Origin of the sequence: Paraburkholderia sp. MM5482-R2, from assembly GCF_050436125.1 — a bacterium.
Classification (GTDB): Bacteria; Pseudomonadota; Gammaproteobacteria; order Burkholderiales; family Burkholderiaceae; genus Paraburkholderia; species Paraburkholderia tuberum.
This window is the reverse complement of sequence record NZ_JBNDLP010000003.1, coordinates 1754744-1769342: the sequence shown is the minus strand read 5'-3', so window position 1 is coordinate 1769342 and position 14599 is coordinate 1754744. Positions and strand designations below refer to the sequence as shown.

Annotated in this window: 15 protein-coding genes; 5 read left to right on the top strand and 10 right to left on the bottom strand. The window is 60.3% G+C overall.

Going from position 1 to position 14599, the window contains the following annotated elements; genetic code table 11:
• Window positions 1–48 precede the first annotated feature (48 nt).
• Window positions 49–882, top strand: a complete 834-nt coding sequence (locus tag OKW37_RS30255) for an oxidoreductase (protein WP_429403109.1) — start codon at window positions 49–51, stop codon at window positions 880–882.
• Here the strand turns inward: OKW37_RS30255 and OKW37_RS30250 are convergent.
• Together OKW37_RS30250 and OKW37_RS30245 are read right to left on the bottom strand one after the other, a co-directional pair.
• Window positions 857–1189: a hypothetical protein gene (locus OKW37_RS30250; RefSeq protein ID WP_429510006.1), complete on the bottom strand. Its 333-nt coding sequence runs from the start codon at window positions 1187–1189 to the stop codon at window positions 857–859. The two genes, OKW37_RS30255 and OKW37_RS30250, sit on opposite strands and share 26 nt — an antisense overlap.
• Before the next feature lie 122 nt (window positions 1190–1311).
• Window positions 1312–1665: a DUF4148 domain-containing protein gene (locus OKW37_RS30245; RefSeq protein WP_429403107.1), complete on the bottom strand. Its 354-nt coding sequence runs from the start codon at window positions 1663–1665 to the stop codon at window positions 1312–1314.
• Between the two features lie 633 nt (window positions 1666–2298).
• Here OKW37_RS30245 and OKW37_RS30240 point away from each other — a divergent pair.
• Window positions 2299–4248, top strand: coding sequence for a hybrid sensor histidine kinase/response regulator (locus OKW37_RS30240; RefSeq protein WP_429403106.1), 1950 nt, complete (start codon window positions 2299–2301; stop codon window positions 4246–4248).
• Between the two features lie 69 nt (window positions 4249–4317).
• The gene (locus OKW37_RS30235; RefSeq protein ID WP_429403105.1) at window positions 4318–6264 is read left to right on the top strand and encodes a hybrid sensor histidine kinase/response regulator; all 1947 of its coding nucleotides are present in this window, start codon (window positions 4318–4320) and stop codon (window positions 6262–6264) included.
• A 41-nt stretch (window positions 6265–6305) separates the two neighbouring features.
• Here the strand turns inward: OKW37_RS30235 and OKW37_RS30230 are convergent, their stop codons facing one another.
• Window positions 6306–7010, bottom strand: a complete 705-nt coding sequence (locus tag OKW37_RS30230; RefSeq protein ID WP_184060101.1) for a LuxR C-terminal-related transcriptional regulator — start codon at window positions 7008–7010, stop codon at window positions 6306–6308.
• Window positions 7011–7388: 378 nt separating this feature from the next.
• Here OKW37_RS30230 and OKW37_RS30225 point away from each other — a divergent pair, with 378 nt between their 5' ends.
• The gene (locus tag OKW37_RS30225; RefSeq protein ID WP_429403104.1) at window positions 7389–8498 is read left to right on the top strand and encodes a DMT family transporter; all 1110 of its coding nucleotides are present in this window, start codon (window positions 7389–7391) and stop codon (window positions 8496–8498) included.
• Here OKW37_RS30225 and OKW37_RS30220 read toward each other — a convergent pair.
• The 5 genes from OKW37_RS30220 to OKW37_RS30200 all read right to left on the bottom strand — a co-directional run bounded on the left by OKW37_RS30220 (window position 8495) and on the right by OKW37_RS30200 (window position 12625).
• Window positions 8495–8953 carry a ferritin-like domain-containing protein gene (locus OKW37_RS30220; RefSeq protein WP_184060099.1) on the bottom strand — a complete coding sequence of 153 codons (459 nt, stop codon included), beginning with the start codon at window positions 8951–8953 and terminating at the stop codon, window positions 8495–8497. The two genes, OKW37_RS30225 and OKW37_RS30220, sit on opposite strands and share 4 nt — an antisense overlap.
• A 162-nt stretch (window positions 8954–9115) precedes the next feature.
• Window positions 9116–11197 (bottom strand): transketolase, encoded by a 2082-nt coding sequence (tkt, locus tag OKW37_RS30215; protein ID WP_429403103.1) that lies wholly within the window; start codon window positions 11195–11197, stop codon window positions 9116–9118.
• 265 nt (window positions 11198–11462) lie between these two features.
• Window positions 11463–12008 (bottom strand): cupin, encoded by a 546-nt coding sequence (locus OKW37_RS30210; protein WP_184060095.1) that lies wholly within the window; start codon window positions 12006–12008, stop codon window positions 11463–11465.
• A 53-nt stretch (window positions 12009–12061) separates the two neighbouring features.
• A complete protein-coding gene (locus tag OKW37_RS30205) occupies window positions 12062–12238 on the bottom strand; it encodes a hypothetical protein (protein ID WP_429403102.1) in 177 nt (58 codons plus the stop codon).
• A 60-nt stretch (window positions 12239–12298) separates the two neighbouring features.
• Window positions 12299–12625 (bottom strand): hypothetical protein, encoded by a 327-nt coding sequence (locus OKW37_RS30200; RefSeq protein ID WP_429403101.1) that lies wholly within the window; start codon window positions 12623–12625, stop codon window positions 12299–12301.
• Between the two features lie 195 nt (window positions 12626–12820).
• On the opposite strand from OKW37_RS30200, the gene OKW37_RS30195 reads away from it, so the two are divergent.
• The gene (locus OKW37_RS30195; protein WP_429403100.1) at window positions 12821–13057 is read left to right on the top strand and encodes a hypothetical protein; all 237 of its coding nucleotides are present in this window, start codon (window positions 12821–12823) and stop codon (window positions 13055–13057) included.
• Window positions 13058–13104: 47 nt separating this feature from the next.
• On the opposite strand, the gene OKW37_RS30190 is transcribed toward OKW37_RS30195, so the two are convergent.
• Together OKW37_RS30190 and OKW37_RS30185 are read right to left on the bottom strand one after the other, a co-directional pair.
• Complete coding sequence (locus tag OKW37_RS30190) at window positions 13105–13350, bottom strand: DUF6723 family protein (protein WP_090809892.1); 246 nt, start codon at window positions 13348–13350, stop codon at window positions 13105–13107.
• A gap of 420 nt (window positions 13351–13770) precedes the next feature.
• Window positions 13771–14448 (bottom strand): MarC family protein, encoded by a 678-nt coding sequence (locus tag OKW37_RS30185; RefSeq protein ID WP_018425193.1) that lies wholly within the window; start codon window positions 14446–14448, stop codon window positions 13771–13773.
• Window positions 14449–14599 lie beyond the last annotated feature (151 nt).

The following is a 14599-nucleotide window of genomic DNA, read 5'->3' as shown; positions in this document are numbered from 1 at the left end:
TGGTCAGATTAGTATGCACTCTCCAATCGACATTCGGGAGAAGCTTCAATGGCAACCAGCAAAACACTGCTCATCACCGGCGTCAGCAGCGGTTTTGGCCGCGCGCTCGCACAGGAAGCGCTGGCGGTGGGTCACAAGGTCGTCGGTACGGTGAGAAGTGCCCAGGCAAAGCGTGAATTCGAGTCCGTATCCGCGAATGCCGCTTGGGGACGCGTGCTCGACGTGACCGACTTCGACGCGATCGACGGCGTCGTGGCGGAAATCGAGACTGGCGTCGGACCAATCGATGTGCTGGTCAACAATGCCGGCTACGGCCACGAGGGCATCATGGAGGAATCGCCGCTCTCGGATATGCGCCGACAGTTCGATGTGAATGTATTTGGTGCGGTCGCCATGATGAAGGCCGTCCTGCCGTTCATGCGTGAGCGCCGCCGCGGCCACATTCTGAATATCACATCGATGGGCGGCTACATCACGATGCCGGGAATCGCTTATTACTGCGGCAGCAAGTTTGCGTTGGAGGGCATCTCCGAGGCGCTTGGCAAAGAGGTCAAGCCCTTCGGTATTGCCGTGACGGCCGTGGCGCCGGGCTCATTTCGCACTGACTGGGCAGGTCGCTCGATGACGCGGACCCCCCGCTCGATTTCGGATTACGACGATATTTTCAATCCCATCCGCCAGGCCCGCGAGGAAAAAAGCGGCAAGCAATTGGGAGATCCCAGGAAAGCGGCGCGCGCAATGCTGGCCGCCATGGCAGCGGATCATCCGCCCACGCGTCTTTTGCTCGGTAGCGACGCACTCGGGCTCGTTCGCGACAGGTTGTCGGCATTGAACGTGGAAATCGATGCATGGGAGGCTACCACCGTTTCGACGGACGGCTGATGAGCGCCGAGGCTGAGAAGCTGTCGAGAACCGTATCCCGCGGCGTCGGGTGCGAACGAAGCGATGCTTGCCCGATCTGAAAGTCCGTTGGCAGCGAGGATTTGTTGAGCCAGACGCGAAAGCTCATCGAAGGCGGCTCGATGCTCGAATGGATTAAGGGGCGAAGGAGATGTATGACCAACGTCCCGAGGATCAGCAACATCGCGCCTGCAACGCTGTTGTTAGTGCGCAGCAATACATCGGCGACGTAAAGTGTCAACGAGGTCAACACCATGTGGCCGGCGATGCGTATCGACCGCGGGTTCATCATTTCACCTGGAATTCGTTGCGCAGGGTCCGAAGATTCGGACGCCACCGGTGAGGACGCCCCCCGACGATCCAGGCACGTTACCCGGATCGTCGGGGCGGTGTCGGGCGAGCCATCTGCGGTCAATTACCGAAGAAAAGGTTGCAATAACTTGCGGGGCCGACGCACGACGATGGCGAGGGCGTCGACACATGCTCGACACTGCCGGAAGCTGCGGTGCCGTTGGTCGTCGTACCGCCAACGTCACTATTGCCCGCCTGCTGGCTGTCCTGTGCAGCGATCTTCGCTTCAGCAGCCTGAATTTGCTCGGGATACTTCGTATGGTCGCCGTCGCCCATGTGATAGCCGGCCTGCTCGAGAAGGATCAGTTCCGCGCGCACCTGCGCACGGGTGACGGGCGCGGTGCTCTGAGCGAAGCTGACGACTGGGCTGCCAAGCGCACAGCTGGCGAGGACAAGGCATGCAAGGGTTTTCATCGTGGAGCTCCTTGATTCATGGCTAACTTAACAATCGGGAAACCGAATAGCACACTGCAGCCAGTTCTGCAGACAAACTGGAAGTTGTGGTTGATATGGGGGCATTCGACAAGAGAAGAACGCGGGCCATTGTGCGGTGATTGACGCCCTCCTTGTATCGAATTATGTTGCATTATTGCGCCGTGTAATCGTGTCAGTTGTAGTTACGTCGATAATTTGATGTTCGGCATTAAAAGTTCCTTTTCTGGAGAATAAATGTTCGGTGTCGCTTTACGATTATTCGTTAGAGTGATTTCTTGAGCGTACGGCGCACGCCTGGTTACGGATGCAGTTCGACGCGGCACACACGGAGCGAGCACCCAATATCGCAATTGGCGAGCCGTGCTTGATCAGGACAACCGCGAGTTACTGGTACTGCGCAGCGCTAGAGATCAGCCTCATACTTACCCTCGTTCAGCAGCTTTGACGGTCTTGCGCCCAACGCTCTTCACAGCGGGCACAAATCTCCGGTAGGGACCACCTGCGTGGATCACGAACTTTTGTTCGGCAAAAAACAGAACACTTGTCCATCGACTTGCTGGCGGACCGCTAGCACAATGGCGTGTAGCTGCACCTGATGCCCGGAGGCCTGTTATGGCGTCCTGTACTCGAACACCACGTGATTCCGACGCGGGCGAAAAGCCCGGGGCCAGAACATCACTGTGCGCGGGCGAAACGGCTCACACAATCGAGCGCCGCAGATTCGCTGAATTCATGAATCTTTTTGCGGGACCGGTTGCAGCACTCAGTACTGAGCAGAATCTCCTCGTCAAACGCGAGTTATTGCAATCGCTGTCCCGCCGATCGGTATATTGGATCGCGCTACTGCTGGTCGGAAGCCCGTTCTGGTTCGTATTTGGATCGTGGATCCAAACATCGGATATTTATCCATTGTTCCGTGTCGTCTGGATCCTGGGACTGTGGGGGATAGCCGCTCCTTTGGCAGCATACTTGCTGAAAAAGACCATGACGCTCCCGAAGCACGCCAGCGTCAACGCGGTCGAGCAGATGCACTGGGCATGGGCTGCATTGATCATGCTGACATCTTTCTGGTGGGCGGCGGCCAGCTTTGGGCTCATCCCACCCAAATTCGTGGTCCTCCATGGTTATTACTTTAGATTCGGCCGGTATGGCTTTCTGGAACTGACGATGATCTGCCAGGCATTTACGTTGCTGCTGCTCGCACCCAGTCTTCGTGCGGCTTTAGGCGCACTCGTGATTGGCACTATCCCATTCGGATTTAACATGGCACCACTGTTCTTTATTAACCGGCCAGGAATGTTTGACTGGTATACGGCTCAAATAATTGGCTATTGTGTCGTCGCATGGTTCATTTGCAACGATCAGCAACGCACATGTGTAAAAGAGGTTGTTCTCGAGGAGGCGCGATCTCTGGCTGTAGCGGCAACGGCGGAGAAGAACCAATTTATCGCCGCAATAAGCCATGACCTGCGTCAACCGCTCACCACGCTCGGCCTGAAGTTAGATTTCATCGAGCGGGGCATTAAATCGACCAATCTGGTTGAAGACGTCTCGATTGCGCAAAGGCAAGTGGATGCAATGGAAGGGATGATTAACGGGGCACTGGATATCTGCCGCCTCGAGTCCGGCACCTGGAATGTAGAAATTCAGGAGGTGGCGCTGCCTTCCCTTTTACGCGGCATAGTCGTGGATATGCAGCCGCTGGCTGAGGCAAAGGGGCTGAAGTTAAGACTCCGTAGTCGCCCCTATCTGGTCCGTACGGATCGACATGCGTTGGACAGGATCGTCCGGAATATGGTGATCAATGCGGTCCGTTACACGCCTTCCGAACAGGGAGGCAAGAAGGGACATGTTCTGGTGAGTTGCCAGAGGCGAGGCAGCGGCATAAAGATAAGCGTCTGGGACAACGGGATCGGTATCCCTGAAGGTCGACAGGCGGATATCTTCAAAAGCTATGTACAGGTCGATAATCCCGAGAGGAATCGTGAAAAAGGGTTCGGCCTGGGTCTGTCCATTGTCCAGGGTCTCGCGAACCTTCTTGGTCACAAACTGGACGTGGACTCGACACCAGCACGTGGATCGCGTTTTTCGGTTACGGTCCCGTTCATGGGACTCATACCGCCGGAGTTGCCCGAGGTTCAAACGGTTGAAGACGGCGACCCGGACCTGACCAATATGGTCGTGGCGATCATCGAGGACAACAGCGACTTAAGAATCGAAATATCGATGCGCCTGATCGAGCATGGCTGCTACGTCGTGGCGGGGGAATCGTCATCCGACGTCATCGAGCAGTTGCGCATTGAGGCTTTGGCAAGCGGTCCGCACTTCATCCTCTCTGACTACCGGCTGGAAAACGAGGACGGCATTGCGGCGATTACGGCGGTCCGCGCTGCTACCGACGCTTCGATCCCTGCGATCCTGTGGTCGGGCGACACCTCGTCAGCTGTGCTCAAAAAAGTAGCCGTCAGTGGCATCAAGCTTTTGTCGGGACCGGATTCTAACCAGACCTTATTGACCATACTTGCAGAACATAAGCCAAAAACATTGACCGAAGGCGGGTGAAAGAGATGGCAGGGGAACACAAAGCTAGCGCAACGGAGCGTAGCTGCACTTGATTCTCGGAGGCCTGCTATGGCGTCCCGTATTCAAACAAGACGTGATTCCGACGCGGGCGAAAAGCCCGGGGCCAGCACATCACTGTGCGCGGGCGAAACGGCTCACACAATCGAGCGCCGCGTATTCGCTGAACTTGTGAATCCTTTTCTGGGACCGGGTGCGGCACTCAGTACCGAGCAGAATCTCTATGTCAAACGTGAGTTATTGAAATCGCTGTCCCGTCGAGCGGTATGTTGGACCGTGCTAGTGTCGGTCGGAGCCTCGCTGTTGTGCGTATATGGATCGTGGATCAAAACGTCGGATAGCTACCGTTGGTTCCGTGTCGTCTGGGTCCTGGGACTGTGGGGGATAGCCACTCCCATGGCAGCATACTTGCTGAAAAAGACCATGGCGCTCCCGAAGCACGCCAGCGTCGACGCGGTCGAGCAGATGCACTGGACATGGGCTGCAGTCGTCACACTGACATCGTTCTGGTGGGCGGCAGGTAGCTTTGGGCTAACTCCACCCGATTTCTCGGGCCATGCTCCCTACGTCAAATTGGCCAGTTCTGGCTTCCTTGAGTACACGCTAATCAGCCATACATTTACCTTGCTGCTGCTCGCACCGAGTCTTCGTGCGAATTTAGGTTCATTCGTGCTCGGCGCTATCCCGTTCGGATTCAGCTTGGGACCACCTCTATTTATTTACCGGCCAGCAATGCTGGGCTTTTATAAGGCTCAACTAATTGGCTATTGTTTCCTCGCGTGGTTCATTTTTTACACTCAGAAGCGCGCATATGTTAAAGAGATCATTCTCGAGGAGGCGCGATCTCAGGCTGTAGCGGCAACGGCGGAGAAGAACCTGCTTATCGCTGCGATAAGCCATGACCTGCGTCAACCGCTCACCACGCTCGGCCTGAAGTTAAATTTCATCGAGCGGAGCGTTAAATCGACCGATCTGGACGAAGGCGTCTCGATTGCGCAAAGGCAAGTGGATGCGATGGAAGGGATGATTAACGGGGCACTGGATATCTGCCGCCTCGAGTCCGGCACCTGGAATGTAGAAATTCAGGAGGTGGCGCTGCCTTCCCTTTTACGCGGCATAGTCGTGGATATGCAGCCGCTGGCTGAGGCGAAGGGGCTGAAGTTAAGACTCCATAGTCGCCCCTATCTGGTCCGTACGGATCGACATGCGTTGGACAGGATCGTCCGGAATATGGTGCTCAATGGGCTCCGTTACACGCCTTCCGAACAGGGAGGCAAGAAGGGACATGTTCTGGTGAGTTGCCAGAGGCGAGGCAGCGGCATAAAGATAAGCGTCTGGGACAACGGGATCGGTATCCCTGAAGGTCGACAGGCGGATATCTTCAAAAGCTATGTACAGGTCGATAATCCCGAGAGGAATCGTGAAAAAGGGTTCGGCCTGGGTCTGTCCATTGTCCAGGGTCTCGCGAACCTTCTTGGTCACAAACTGGACGTGGACTCGACACCAGCACGTGGATCGCGTTTTTCGGTTACGGTCCCGTTCATGGGACTCATACCGCCGGAGTTGCGCGAGGTTCAAACGGTTGAAGACGGCGACCCGGACCTGACCAATATGATCGTGGCGATCATCGAGGACAACAGCGACTTAAGAATAGAAATATCGATGCGCCTGATCGAGCATGGCTGCTACGTCGTGGCGGGGGAATCGTCATCCGACGTCATCGAGCAGTTGCGCATTGAGGCTTTGGCAAGCGGTCCGCACTTCATCCTCTCTGACTACCGGCTGGAAAACGAGGACGGCATTGCGGCGATTACGGCGGTCCGCGCTGCTACCGACGCTTCGATCCCTGCGATCCTGTGGTCGGGCGACACCTCGTCAGCTGTGCTCAAAAAAGTAGCCGTCAGTGGCATCAAGCTTTTGTCGAAACCGGTTTCGGAACGAACCTTATTGACCACACTTGCAGAACATAAGCCAAAAACGTCGACCGAAGGCGGTTAAAAGTGATGGCAGGGAAACATGAAGAGCGTTAGCAGAGATCTTCACGACAGTCGCGTATCTGCTGCCCCCGTTCCAAGGGTAAGTTCGGCATTGACTCGAAGTGCAGCTTCAACGCGGTTTCTGACTTGAAGTTTGTCGTAAATAACACAAGAAACCTGTCTGACATGTCCCTCGGAGACGCCAAGCTCTCTTGCGATCTGTTTACCTGAGAGGCCACGTGCAATGCAACGCGCCAAATCCCACTCTCGCGGAGAAAGCCCAAGATGATGCTGATTCCGGCTAGCTGAGGGCGCTTGTGTCGAGCATGCAAAGCGGAGCAAGACTTCTTCCGGAATCCAGAGTTCACCTCCTAAGATTCTGCTCAGTCCAATGAACATTTTTTTGTGCGCGCCTCCTTTCAACAGGATTCCTCGAGCGGCGTAGTCACGCATGCACATTCGCAAAATTTCAACTTCATGATCGTTTCCAGGAGCAAGTCCTGTGCAGATGACCACGGGAACATTGGATGGATTTCCGGCCTGAAAATGTTCAAGTGTCGCGGCGCCACGATTCTCACCATCCAGATTAAGATCCAGGAATACCAGGTCCGGGGGCGGTGTCTTGTTGACTTCTTCAAGCGCGCTGGCAAGTGTAAAGACGGGCGTGATGTCGATTGGGGCTGCGCTCAGCTCCGACGCGTGTGTTTGGACATATTCGGAAAGAGCAACGCAAAGAATTTCGTGGTCATCGACCCATAGGATTTTCATGGTCGCTTCTCCTCTTTATACATCCGAGAAAAGCATCGATCGTGCGCTACGTTTGCGCGGAGTACTGCCTGACAGCTTAGCATATCGAACGAGGCCGCAGATCCTTGAACTGCAGAGTGTTGCGGACCCACGGTCTCTAGCGCACAGGGTGTGCCATGTTCGCGCCGTGTGCCGCGCCCCGGGCGGCACACGGCTTTGCGCGATCGAATCGGTTTGCGCGGCAGCCGCCGGCATGAAGGCGATTCGCGAGTGGTGGTGGCGCACGGACAGCCTCGCGGCGAAATGTCTGCGGCGTGCCGACAGTTCGATGCTCCGAACACGTGCGAAGTGCGTCGACGTATGCCCCTATCATTTCGTCCAGGCGGTGTCGAACGACCGATGTACCTTGGAAACTGTCCCTTCTGCTGCGGACAGGAGGTTGGAGTGGTGAGATCAGTATACGGCGCGATATTCACCGCCTTAATCGCCGCGGCGCTGTTCGGCGCCGCGACACCGTTGGCCAAGGCGCTGCTCGGCTCAGTCAGCCCCTTCATGCTCGCAGGACTGTTTTATCTCGGTAGCGGCCTGGGGCTTGGCGTCGGCATCGCGTGGCGTGCCTTTCGATCGCGCGGGCTTCAGTCCGCCGCGGACCACCGCATCACCAAAGGCGAGTTGCCTTGGCTGATCGGGGCGATAGCGATGGGTGGCGTCGCCGGCCCCGCATTGCTGATGCTGGGCCTGTCCACCACTCCAGCGGCAACGAGTTCGTTATTGCTCAACCTTGAGGGTGTGTTGACCGCAGTGATTGCCTGGGTGGTCTTCCAGGAAAATGTCGACATTCAGGTTTTTCTCGGGATGGTGGCGATCGTTGCGGGCGGCGTACTTCTGTCGTGGCATCCGGGACAGTCAGGCGTGCCGGTGGGTGCGTTACTGATCGTCGGCGCGTGTCTGTGCTGGGCAATCGACAACAACCTGACGCGCAAGGTCTCGGCGAACGACGCGATGGTGATCGCGTGTCTCAAAGGGATGGTGGCCGGTCCCGTGAATCTCGGCATTGCGATCGCGGCGGGCGCTTCGCTTCCGTCAGCAGGAACCATGGCGGCAGCGATGCTGACCGGGCTTGGCGGTTACGGCATCAGCCTCGTGCTGTTCGTTGTTGCACTTCGCCATCTCGGTACGGCGCGTACAGGCGCGTACTTTTCCGTTGCGCCGCTTTTCGGTGTCATGCTTTCGCTGATCATATGGCCCGCGCTACCCAATCTGTCTTTCTGGATTGCCGCCGCCCTGATGGCGCTGGGTATCTGGCTACATGTGCGCGAGCGGCATGAGCATGAGCACAGCCATGAGTTTCTTCAACACACGCACCGGCATCGCCATGACGAGCACCATCAGCACGCGCATGAGTTTCCTTATGCCGGTGAAGAGCCGCACACGCACCTTCACGTGCATCTGCCTATTACACATTCGCACGCGCATTTCCCCGATATCCATCATCGGCATCAGCACTAGCTGTCCTCCGAGGTCGACATTTCCCCAGGGCGGCGCAGCATCTTGTCGACTTCGCCCGCGTGCATCTCCTCGACGTGGATCATCTGACGGGCGAACTCCTCGAGTGCAACCGAGCGGTCCTCGACGAGCGCCAGCAGGTCGCGATACAACTGCAACGCAAGATTCTCGGCTTGCAACGACTCGCGGAGGATCGAAGAGATATCGAAGGTGTGCGAGTCGAGCAGAGGACCGATCGCAAGCGACGGATAGGCACCCAGAGTCGTGATCCATTCGCCGGCCTGCTGTGCGTGCAATAACGATTCATCGGCCTGCGCGCGCAGCCACGACCTGATCGGAATGCGTCCGAATCCGAAAACAAGGAACGAATAGTGCGTATATCGGACGACGCCGGCCAACTCGGATTCGAGAATCCGGTTCAGCACCGCAACAACGTCTTCCTTATTGATCTCGGCCATTTGAAGTCTCCTTTCATGGCGTGGCGAGGCGTCCGGCCTCGCGACCGAGTAGGCCGGCAAGCGGCCGCAAACCGTGGCCGCACGCCTGATCGAAACGGATAGATTCCGCCGGCCCACCGCTTTTCGCATCAAGCGTTCACGACGTCGTCGAGCGCCGCACGCTCAAGTGCCCTTCCCCTTCTTCACCCGCTCGATCTGCTGCTTCGCCGCCTGATACACGACTTCCGGCGTGAAACCGAATTTCTTCTTCAGATCCGCGATCGGCGCCGACGCGCCGAACGTATGCATGACGACCTGCGCACCGAGCCGTCCTGTATACCGATCCCAGCCGAGCGACGCAGCCTGCTCGACCGCGACGCGCGCCTCGACCTCCGCGGGCAGCACCGACTCCTGATACGCGCTGTCCTCGCGCTCGAAGATGTCCCACGACGGCATCGACACGACGCGCGCCGCGATGCCCTCGCTCTTCAGCTTCTCGTACACGTCGGCGCAGACCGATAGCTCGCTGCCGGTCGCCATCAGGATCACCTCTGGCTTCTTGCCAGCGGGCGCATCGGCGAGCACATACGCACCGTGCCTGACGCCGCTCGCGGGCGCATAGCGGCTCCGGTCGAGCGTCGGCAGCGGCTGGCGCGACAAGACGATGCACGCTGGCCGATGCGGCTGCGTCAGCGCAACGCGCCAGGCCTCGGCCGCTTCGTTCGCGTCGCCGGGACGCAGCACCGTTAGGCCGGGCACGCCGCGCAACGACGCGAGCTGCTCGATCGGCTGATGCGTCGGACCGTCTTCGCCGAGCCCGATCGAATCGTGCGTGAACACAAAGATGGCCGGCACTTCCATGATCGCGGACAGGCGGATCGGCGGCTTCATGTAGTCGCTGAAGATCAGGAACGTCGAGCCGTACGCGCGCAGATTCGATAGCGCAAGACCGTTGACCACCGCGCCCATCGCATGCTCGCGAATGCCGAAGTGCAGATTGCGGCCGGAATAGTGATCCGCCTGGAAGCTGCCGGCGCCTTCGAACTTCAGGTTGGTTTTCGTCGACGGCGACAGGTCCGCCGCGCCGCCGATCATCCACGGCACACGCGCGGCAATCGCATTGAGCACCTTGCCCGACGATTCGCGTGTCGCGATGCCCTTCGGGTCCGCGTTGAAGCTCGGGATGTCGCTGTCCCAGCCCTGCGGCAATTCGTGCGCCTCGATCTGCGCGAATTCGCGCGCGAGCTCCGCATACTGCTTTTTGTAGCTGTCGAACTTCGCCTGCCATTGTTCGCGCGCCGCCTTGCCGCGCGCGCCGATGCCCTGCGCGAAGCGCTCGTGCACGCCCTCGGGCACGTAGAAGAACTTGTCCTCGGGCCAGCCGTAGAACTTCTTGGCGAGCGCGACTTCCTCGACGCCGAGCGCTTCGCCATGCGCGGACGCGGTGTCCTGCTTGTTCGGCGCCCCCCAACCGATGATGCTGTGGACCACGATCAGCGACGGCCGGTCGGTCACGCTCTTCGCTTCGACCAGCGCCTTTTCCAGCGCGGCGGTGTCGTTCGCATCGCCGACGTGCAGCGTGTGCCAGTTGTAGCCGTGAAAGCGGCTTGCCACATCGTCGCTATACGCGAGGTCCGTATGGCCTTCGATCGTCACGCGGTTGCTGTCGTAAATCCAGATCAGGTTCGACAGCTTCAGATGCCCCGCGAGCGAGGCCGCTTCGTGCGAGATGCCTTCCATCATGTCGCCGTCGCCGCAAATCGCGTACACGCGGTAGTCGAACAGCGGCGCGTCCGCGCGATTGAAGTGGCTCTCGTACCAGCGCGCGGCCATCGCCATGCCGACGCTATTGCCGAGCCCTTGCCCAAGCGGTCCCGTGGTGGTCTCGACGCCGGTCGTCATCCGGTACTCGGGGTGGCCCGGCGTATTGCTGTCGATCTGGCGGAAATGCTCGATGTCGTCGAGCGACACGGCCGGCGCGCCGGTCGGCTTGCCGTGTTCGTCGACGGCTTTCACGTTGGCCAGATGCAGCAGCGAATACAGCAGCATCGACGCATGCCCGGCCGACAGCACGAAGCGGTCGCGATTCGGCCACAGCGGCTCGTCAGGGTCGTAACGCAGGTGGTGTTGCCACAGGTGATAGGCGACCGGCGCGAGCGCCATCGGCGTGCCGGGGTGGCCGGAATTGGCTTTCTGCACGGCGTCCATCGACAGCGTGCGGATCGTGTTGATGCACAACTGATCGAGGGCGGAATCGTTTTGCATGGGACGCTCCTTGTTCGGCAATTCGCAAGACGGCCGACGCGCGCCGCGGAGCGCGCGGACGGATCGGCGCATCGTGTCGACATGGAATCGCGCGCGTCCGGGCATGTCAATAAGGACGCGAAGCCGCACGTGGAACCGCCCACGTGCCAGCGTCAGCGCCGAAAGCGCGCGGGAAAATCGCGGCAAAGCCCACAGATGATGCGCCTAACCGCGCGACTCTGCACATCACGCTGCGGCAGGTCGGTTGCTTCGCGAACGACGAAGTTCAGGCCGACTGCAGCCAAAACTCGATGACGGGACCATGCTTGCCGTCGATCGGATCGAGCGGCGGAAACGGCAACGCCAGCATCTCGGTGAGTTCCTGCGGCGTCAGCGCTTCGCGGCGAATGTCCCATTGCTGCCCCAACGGATAGCCCGCCACCACCTGAAAATGCCGCTCGAACGATTGCAGACAATGGCCGGTGCCGGCCGGCAGCAGCAGCACGTCGCCCGCGTGCAGCGTCACCACGCGTCCGCCCGGCCCGCCGACGATCACCTCGGCGCTCGCGTCTGTCACACCGAGCACCTCGTGCGCGGTCGCGTGAAAGTGATGGAAGTCGAAGATGCTGTTGCGCCACTGCGCGGGCCATGCATTGCGCTCGAAGAGGATTTCGAACGCGGCGGGCAGATTGCCGCTGCCGGGCGACAGCGCGCGCCGGTACAGCACGACCGGCAGCTTGCTGTTGTTCGGCACCCAGTCGTGCGGCTCCAGCATGAACGCTTCGTATTCGGTCTGCGCGGCGTCGAAGCCGTGCCTGGACTCGTTGAACATGGTTGCTCCTGGCTTGTGATGCGGTTGCCGCGAACCTGCGGACGAGCAGCCGGCTAGCCTCCGCCGATGCCCTGCAGCACCTTGCCCGTGCCGCCGCACACCGCGCAGCGAGCGCCCTCGACCTTGCCCGTGCCGTGGCAGGCGCCGCACAGGTCTTCGCCAGCGCCCGGCGTGTTGGGCGGCGCTTCGTCGCCGGGGTTCATCGATGGGGTTGGATTGTCCGGTTGCATGCGCTTTCTCCGGTTGGGTGTTGACGGATTGGATGCACGGCTGGCACGCAACGCGCCGCGTCATTGCTCGCCCGGCTGCTTGTGATGGGATTCGCGCCCGCCGCCGCCCGGCGGCTCCGCGTGCTCGCCGGTGCCGAGCGGCACTTCGGCGCCCTGGCGCGGCCGCTCGCTCGACCGTGGCGGATTGGTCGCTTTGTCCACGCCGGTCTGCACGACCGGTTCGATGCCGAGCGGACTCGGCTCGACGTAGTGCGTGCCGCTCGGCTTGTTGCGGGCTTTGACTTCGTCGGACAGCGTGGGCGCGGCGCGGTTATCTGGCCTCGCGGACTGCTCGCCGCCTTGCGTCGCGCTCTGCTGCGGGGTGTCGGTCGATTGGGGATCTTGCATCGCGCCCTCCTCGTTTGCTCTGCCGTCGATTCGCGTCGTTACGCGCCATCTCGAACGGGCACCTGGTTCATGCAGCAACATTCGAGCCTTGCCGGAGAAGGCCGCGCGCAGCGCAACAGGCACGGCCATTGCGATCTCGAAGGCAGTAGCGCGGCACGTTCGCTTTGTAAAAAAGCGCCCCCGAAGGAGAACCTCATGAGCATTACGACAATTCGCGTATCCGATACCGAGGTGCAGGTCGAGCGCACGCTGTACACGTTCGCGCAAAAGAGCGACGCCGATGCGTTCCAGTACTGCCTCGTCGACGGTTCGGTCGACACCTGCTATCGCGATCATCCGCCGCTGTCGGCGCGCCCTACCCTGCCCGACGAACATCCGGGCGATCCCGCGCGCGGCAGCACGATTTCCCCGTCGCTCGGCGGTATGCCCTGATGGCTCTGCGCCTCTCACGCACGCACTGCGAAACCTGCTGCGCCCGCTCAGCCTTCGGGCGCGGCACGATCGGCCGCGACGAGCTTGCGGCCGTACGCAATCGCGGCGCGGCGTGCTTCGTCGGCGGTCGCATAGGGGCCGATCTGCGGTGCGCCCTCGAACGGGAACAGAATCCGCCGGTCCGCTTTCCTCACAACCTTCAGTCCACCTATGTATCGGCCGTCGCCTGTTCCGTGATAGCTGGCGAAAATCTCGAAGTCGTCGTCGGCAACGTCGGCCTTGTGTCGCGCCATATGCGCTCCTCGTCCTGTGCTTTGCGTGGGCGATGTCCAATGTGAGCCGGGCGCGCGCGGTCATCGCGATGCGGCGCGCGTGCCGGGTTCCAGCAATTGGCGTTCCACGCGAACGACATCTGTCGGCATGCGGCACGAGCATTGCGCGTCTGAACGAAGACTAGGAGAGGACTGATGGATTTACCTGATACGAGCCGGCAAGCGCCCAGTGCAATCGGCACATTCGACCAGTCGCTGCCGCTGCATCCGCATGCGCCGATGCCGCCCGAAGTCGACCCCGACATCGCGCCGAACACGCCGCCGCCGAAGATCGACCCCGATCCGATCCCGGACGATCCGGTCGACGTTCCGCACGAACCACCCGAAGGCGATCCACCTGCGGCGCCGCCGCCACAGCGTGCATGGCGCCGGCATGCGGCGCTAGCCCGCCGGCGGGCGCATCGTCGCGATCGGAATCAGGAATTCGGACACGCCGGTCAGAATGATCTGCACGCCGATGCATAGCAGCAGGAACGCCGACACCCGCAACGCGACCTTGGTGCCCTCGACGCCGAGATAGCGCGCGAGGATCGTCGCGCGGCTGTAGATCAGATACACGCAGACGGCCACCGCGAACGTGATGGCGACCGACGCGATGCCCGACATGACGAACGCCGACAGCTTGTGCGTGCGATTCGCCGACAGCGCGATCGCGGTCGCGATCGAGCCAGGCCCGGTGGTCAGCGGCACGGTCAGAGGAAAGAACGCGCGCGATTTCGCGGTTTCGGCGTCGACGCGCTTGACTTCCGTCTGCTCGACTGCCGGCGTGTCCGGCGCATTGAGCATTTGCCAGCCGCCCACGGCAAGCGCGAGCCCGCCGCCGATGCGCAGCGCCTCCATCGAGATACCAAAGAAATGCAGGATCGGCGTGCCGATGAAGAATGCCACCAGCAGCACAACGGCGGCGTTGATCGCGATCTTGCGGGCGAGTAGGGTGCGCTCGTCGAGGGTCAACGACGCAGTCCGGTCCAGAAACACGAACGCGCCGCTGAACGGATTGATGATGCTGATTAAGCCGATAAAGCCAAACATGATGTCCGAGATCAGACTTTCGACCATGTGGGTGTCCGTGTGCCTGCTTGTCTGCGTGTGCTCGCGCGGGTTCGCGCCTGGGCGCGCCGCCGGTCATGAACCCGGCTGGAATCGCGCGGTCCGGAAAATGCTGCAATGCTCGCAGATCATATCGCGGCGCGCCAGTCGGCCTGCAGAA

What these genes read in the sequence shown, in the direction of transcription:
- OKW37_RS30220 (WP_184060099.1), bottom strand. Translation starts at nt 8,953, where the DNA reads ATGGCCGAGATCAATAAGGAAGACGTTGTTGCGGTGCTGAACCGGATT.
- OKW37_RS30200 (WP_429403101.1), bottom strand. Translation starts at nt 12,625, where the DNA reads ATGCAAGATCCCCAATCGACCGACACCCCGCAGCAGAGCGCGACGCAA.
- tkt (WP_429403103.1), bottom strand. Translation starts at nt 11,197, where the DNA reads ATGCAAAACGATTCCGCCCTCGATCAGTTGTGCATCAACACGATCCGC.
- OKW37_RS30230 (WP_184060101.1), bottom strand. Translation starts at nt 7,010, where the DNA reads ATGAAAATCCTATGGGTCGATGACCACGAAATTCTTTGCGTTGCTCTT.
- OKW37_RS30190 (WP_090809892.1), bottom strand. Translation starts at nt 13,350, where the DNA reads ATGGCGCGACACAAGGCCGACGTTGCCGACGACGACTTCGAGATTTTC.
- OKW37_RS30205 (WP_429403102.1), bottom strand. Translation starts at nt 12,238, where the DNA reads ATGCAACCGGACAATCCAACCCCATCGATGAACCCCGGCGACGAAGCG.
- OKW37_RS30245 (WP_429403107.1), bottom strand. Translation starts at nt 1,665, where the DNA reads ATGAAAACCCTTGCATGCCTTGTCCTCGCCAGCTGTGCGCTTGGCAGC.
- OKW37_RS30250 (WP_429510006.1), bottom strand. Translation starts at nt 1,189, where the DNA reads ATGAACCCGCGGTCGATACGCATCGCCGGCCACATGGTGTTGACCTCG.
- OKW37_RS30210 (WP_184060095.1), bottom strand. Translation starts at nt 12,008, where the DNA reads ATGTTCAACGAGTCCAGGCACGGCTTCGACGCCGCGCAGACCGAATAC.
- OKW37_RS30235 (WP_429403105.1), top strand. Translation starts at nt 4,318, where the DNA reads ATGGCGTCCCGTATTCAAACAAGACGTGATTCCGACGCGGGCGAAAAG.
- OKW37_RS30255 (WP_429403109.1), top strand. Translation starts at nt 49, where the DNA reads ATGGCAACCAGCAAAACACTGCTCATCACCGGCGTCAGCAGCGGTTTT.
- OKW37_RS30240 (WP_429403106.1), top strand. Translation starts at nt 2,299, where the DNA reads ATGGCGTCCTGTACTCGAACACCACGTGATTCCGACGCGGGCGAAAAG.
- OKW37_RS30185 (WP_018425193.1), bottom strand. Translation starts at nt 14,448, where the DNA reads ATGGTCGAAAGTCTGATCTCGGACATCATGTTTGGCTTTATCGGCTTA.
- OKW37_RS30195 (WP_429403100.1), top strand. Translation starts at nt 12,821, where the DNA reads ATGAGCATTACGACAATTCGCGTATCCGATACCGAGGTGCAGGTCGAG.
- OKW37_RS30225 (WP_429403104.1), top strand. Translation starts at nt 7,389, where the DNA reads ATGTACCTTGGAAACTGTCCCTTCTGCTGCGGACAGGAGGTTGGAGTG.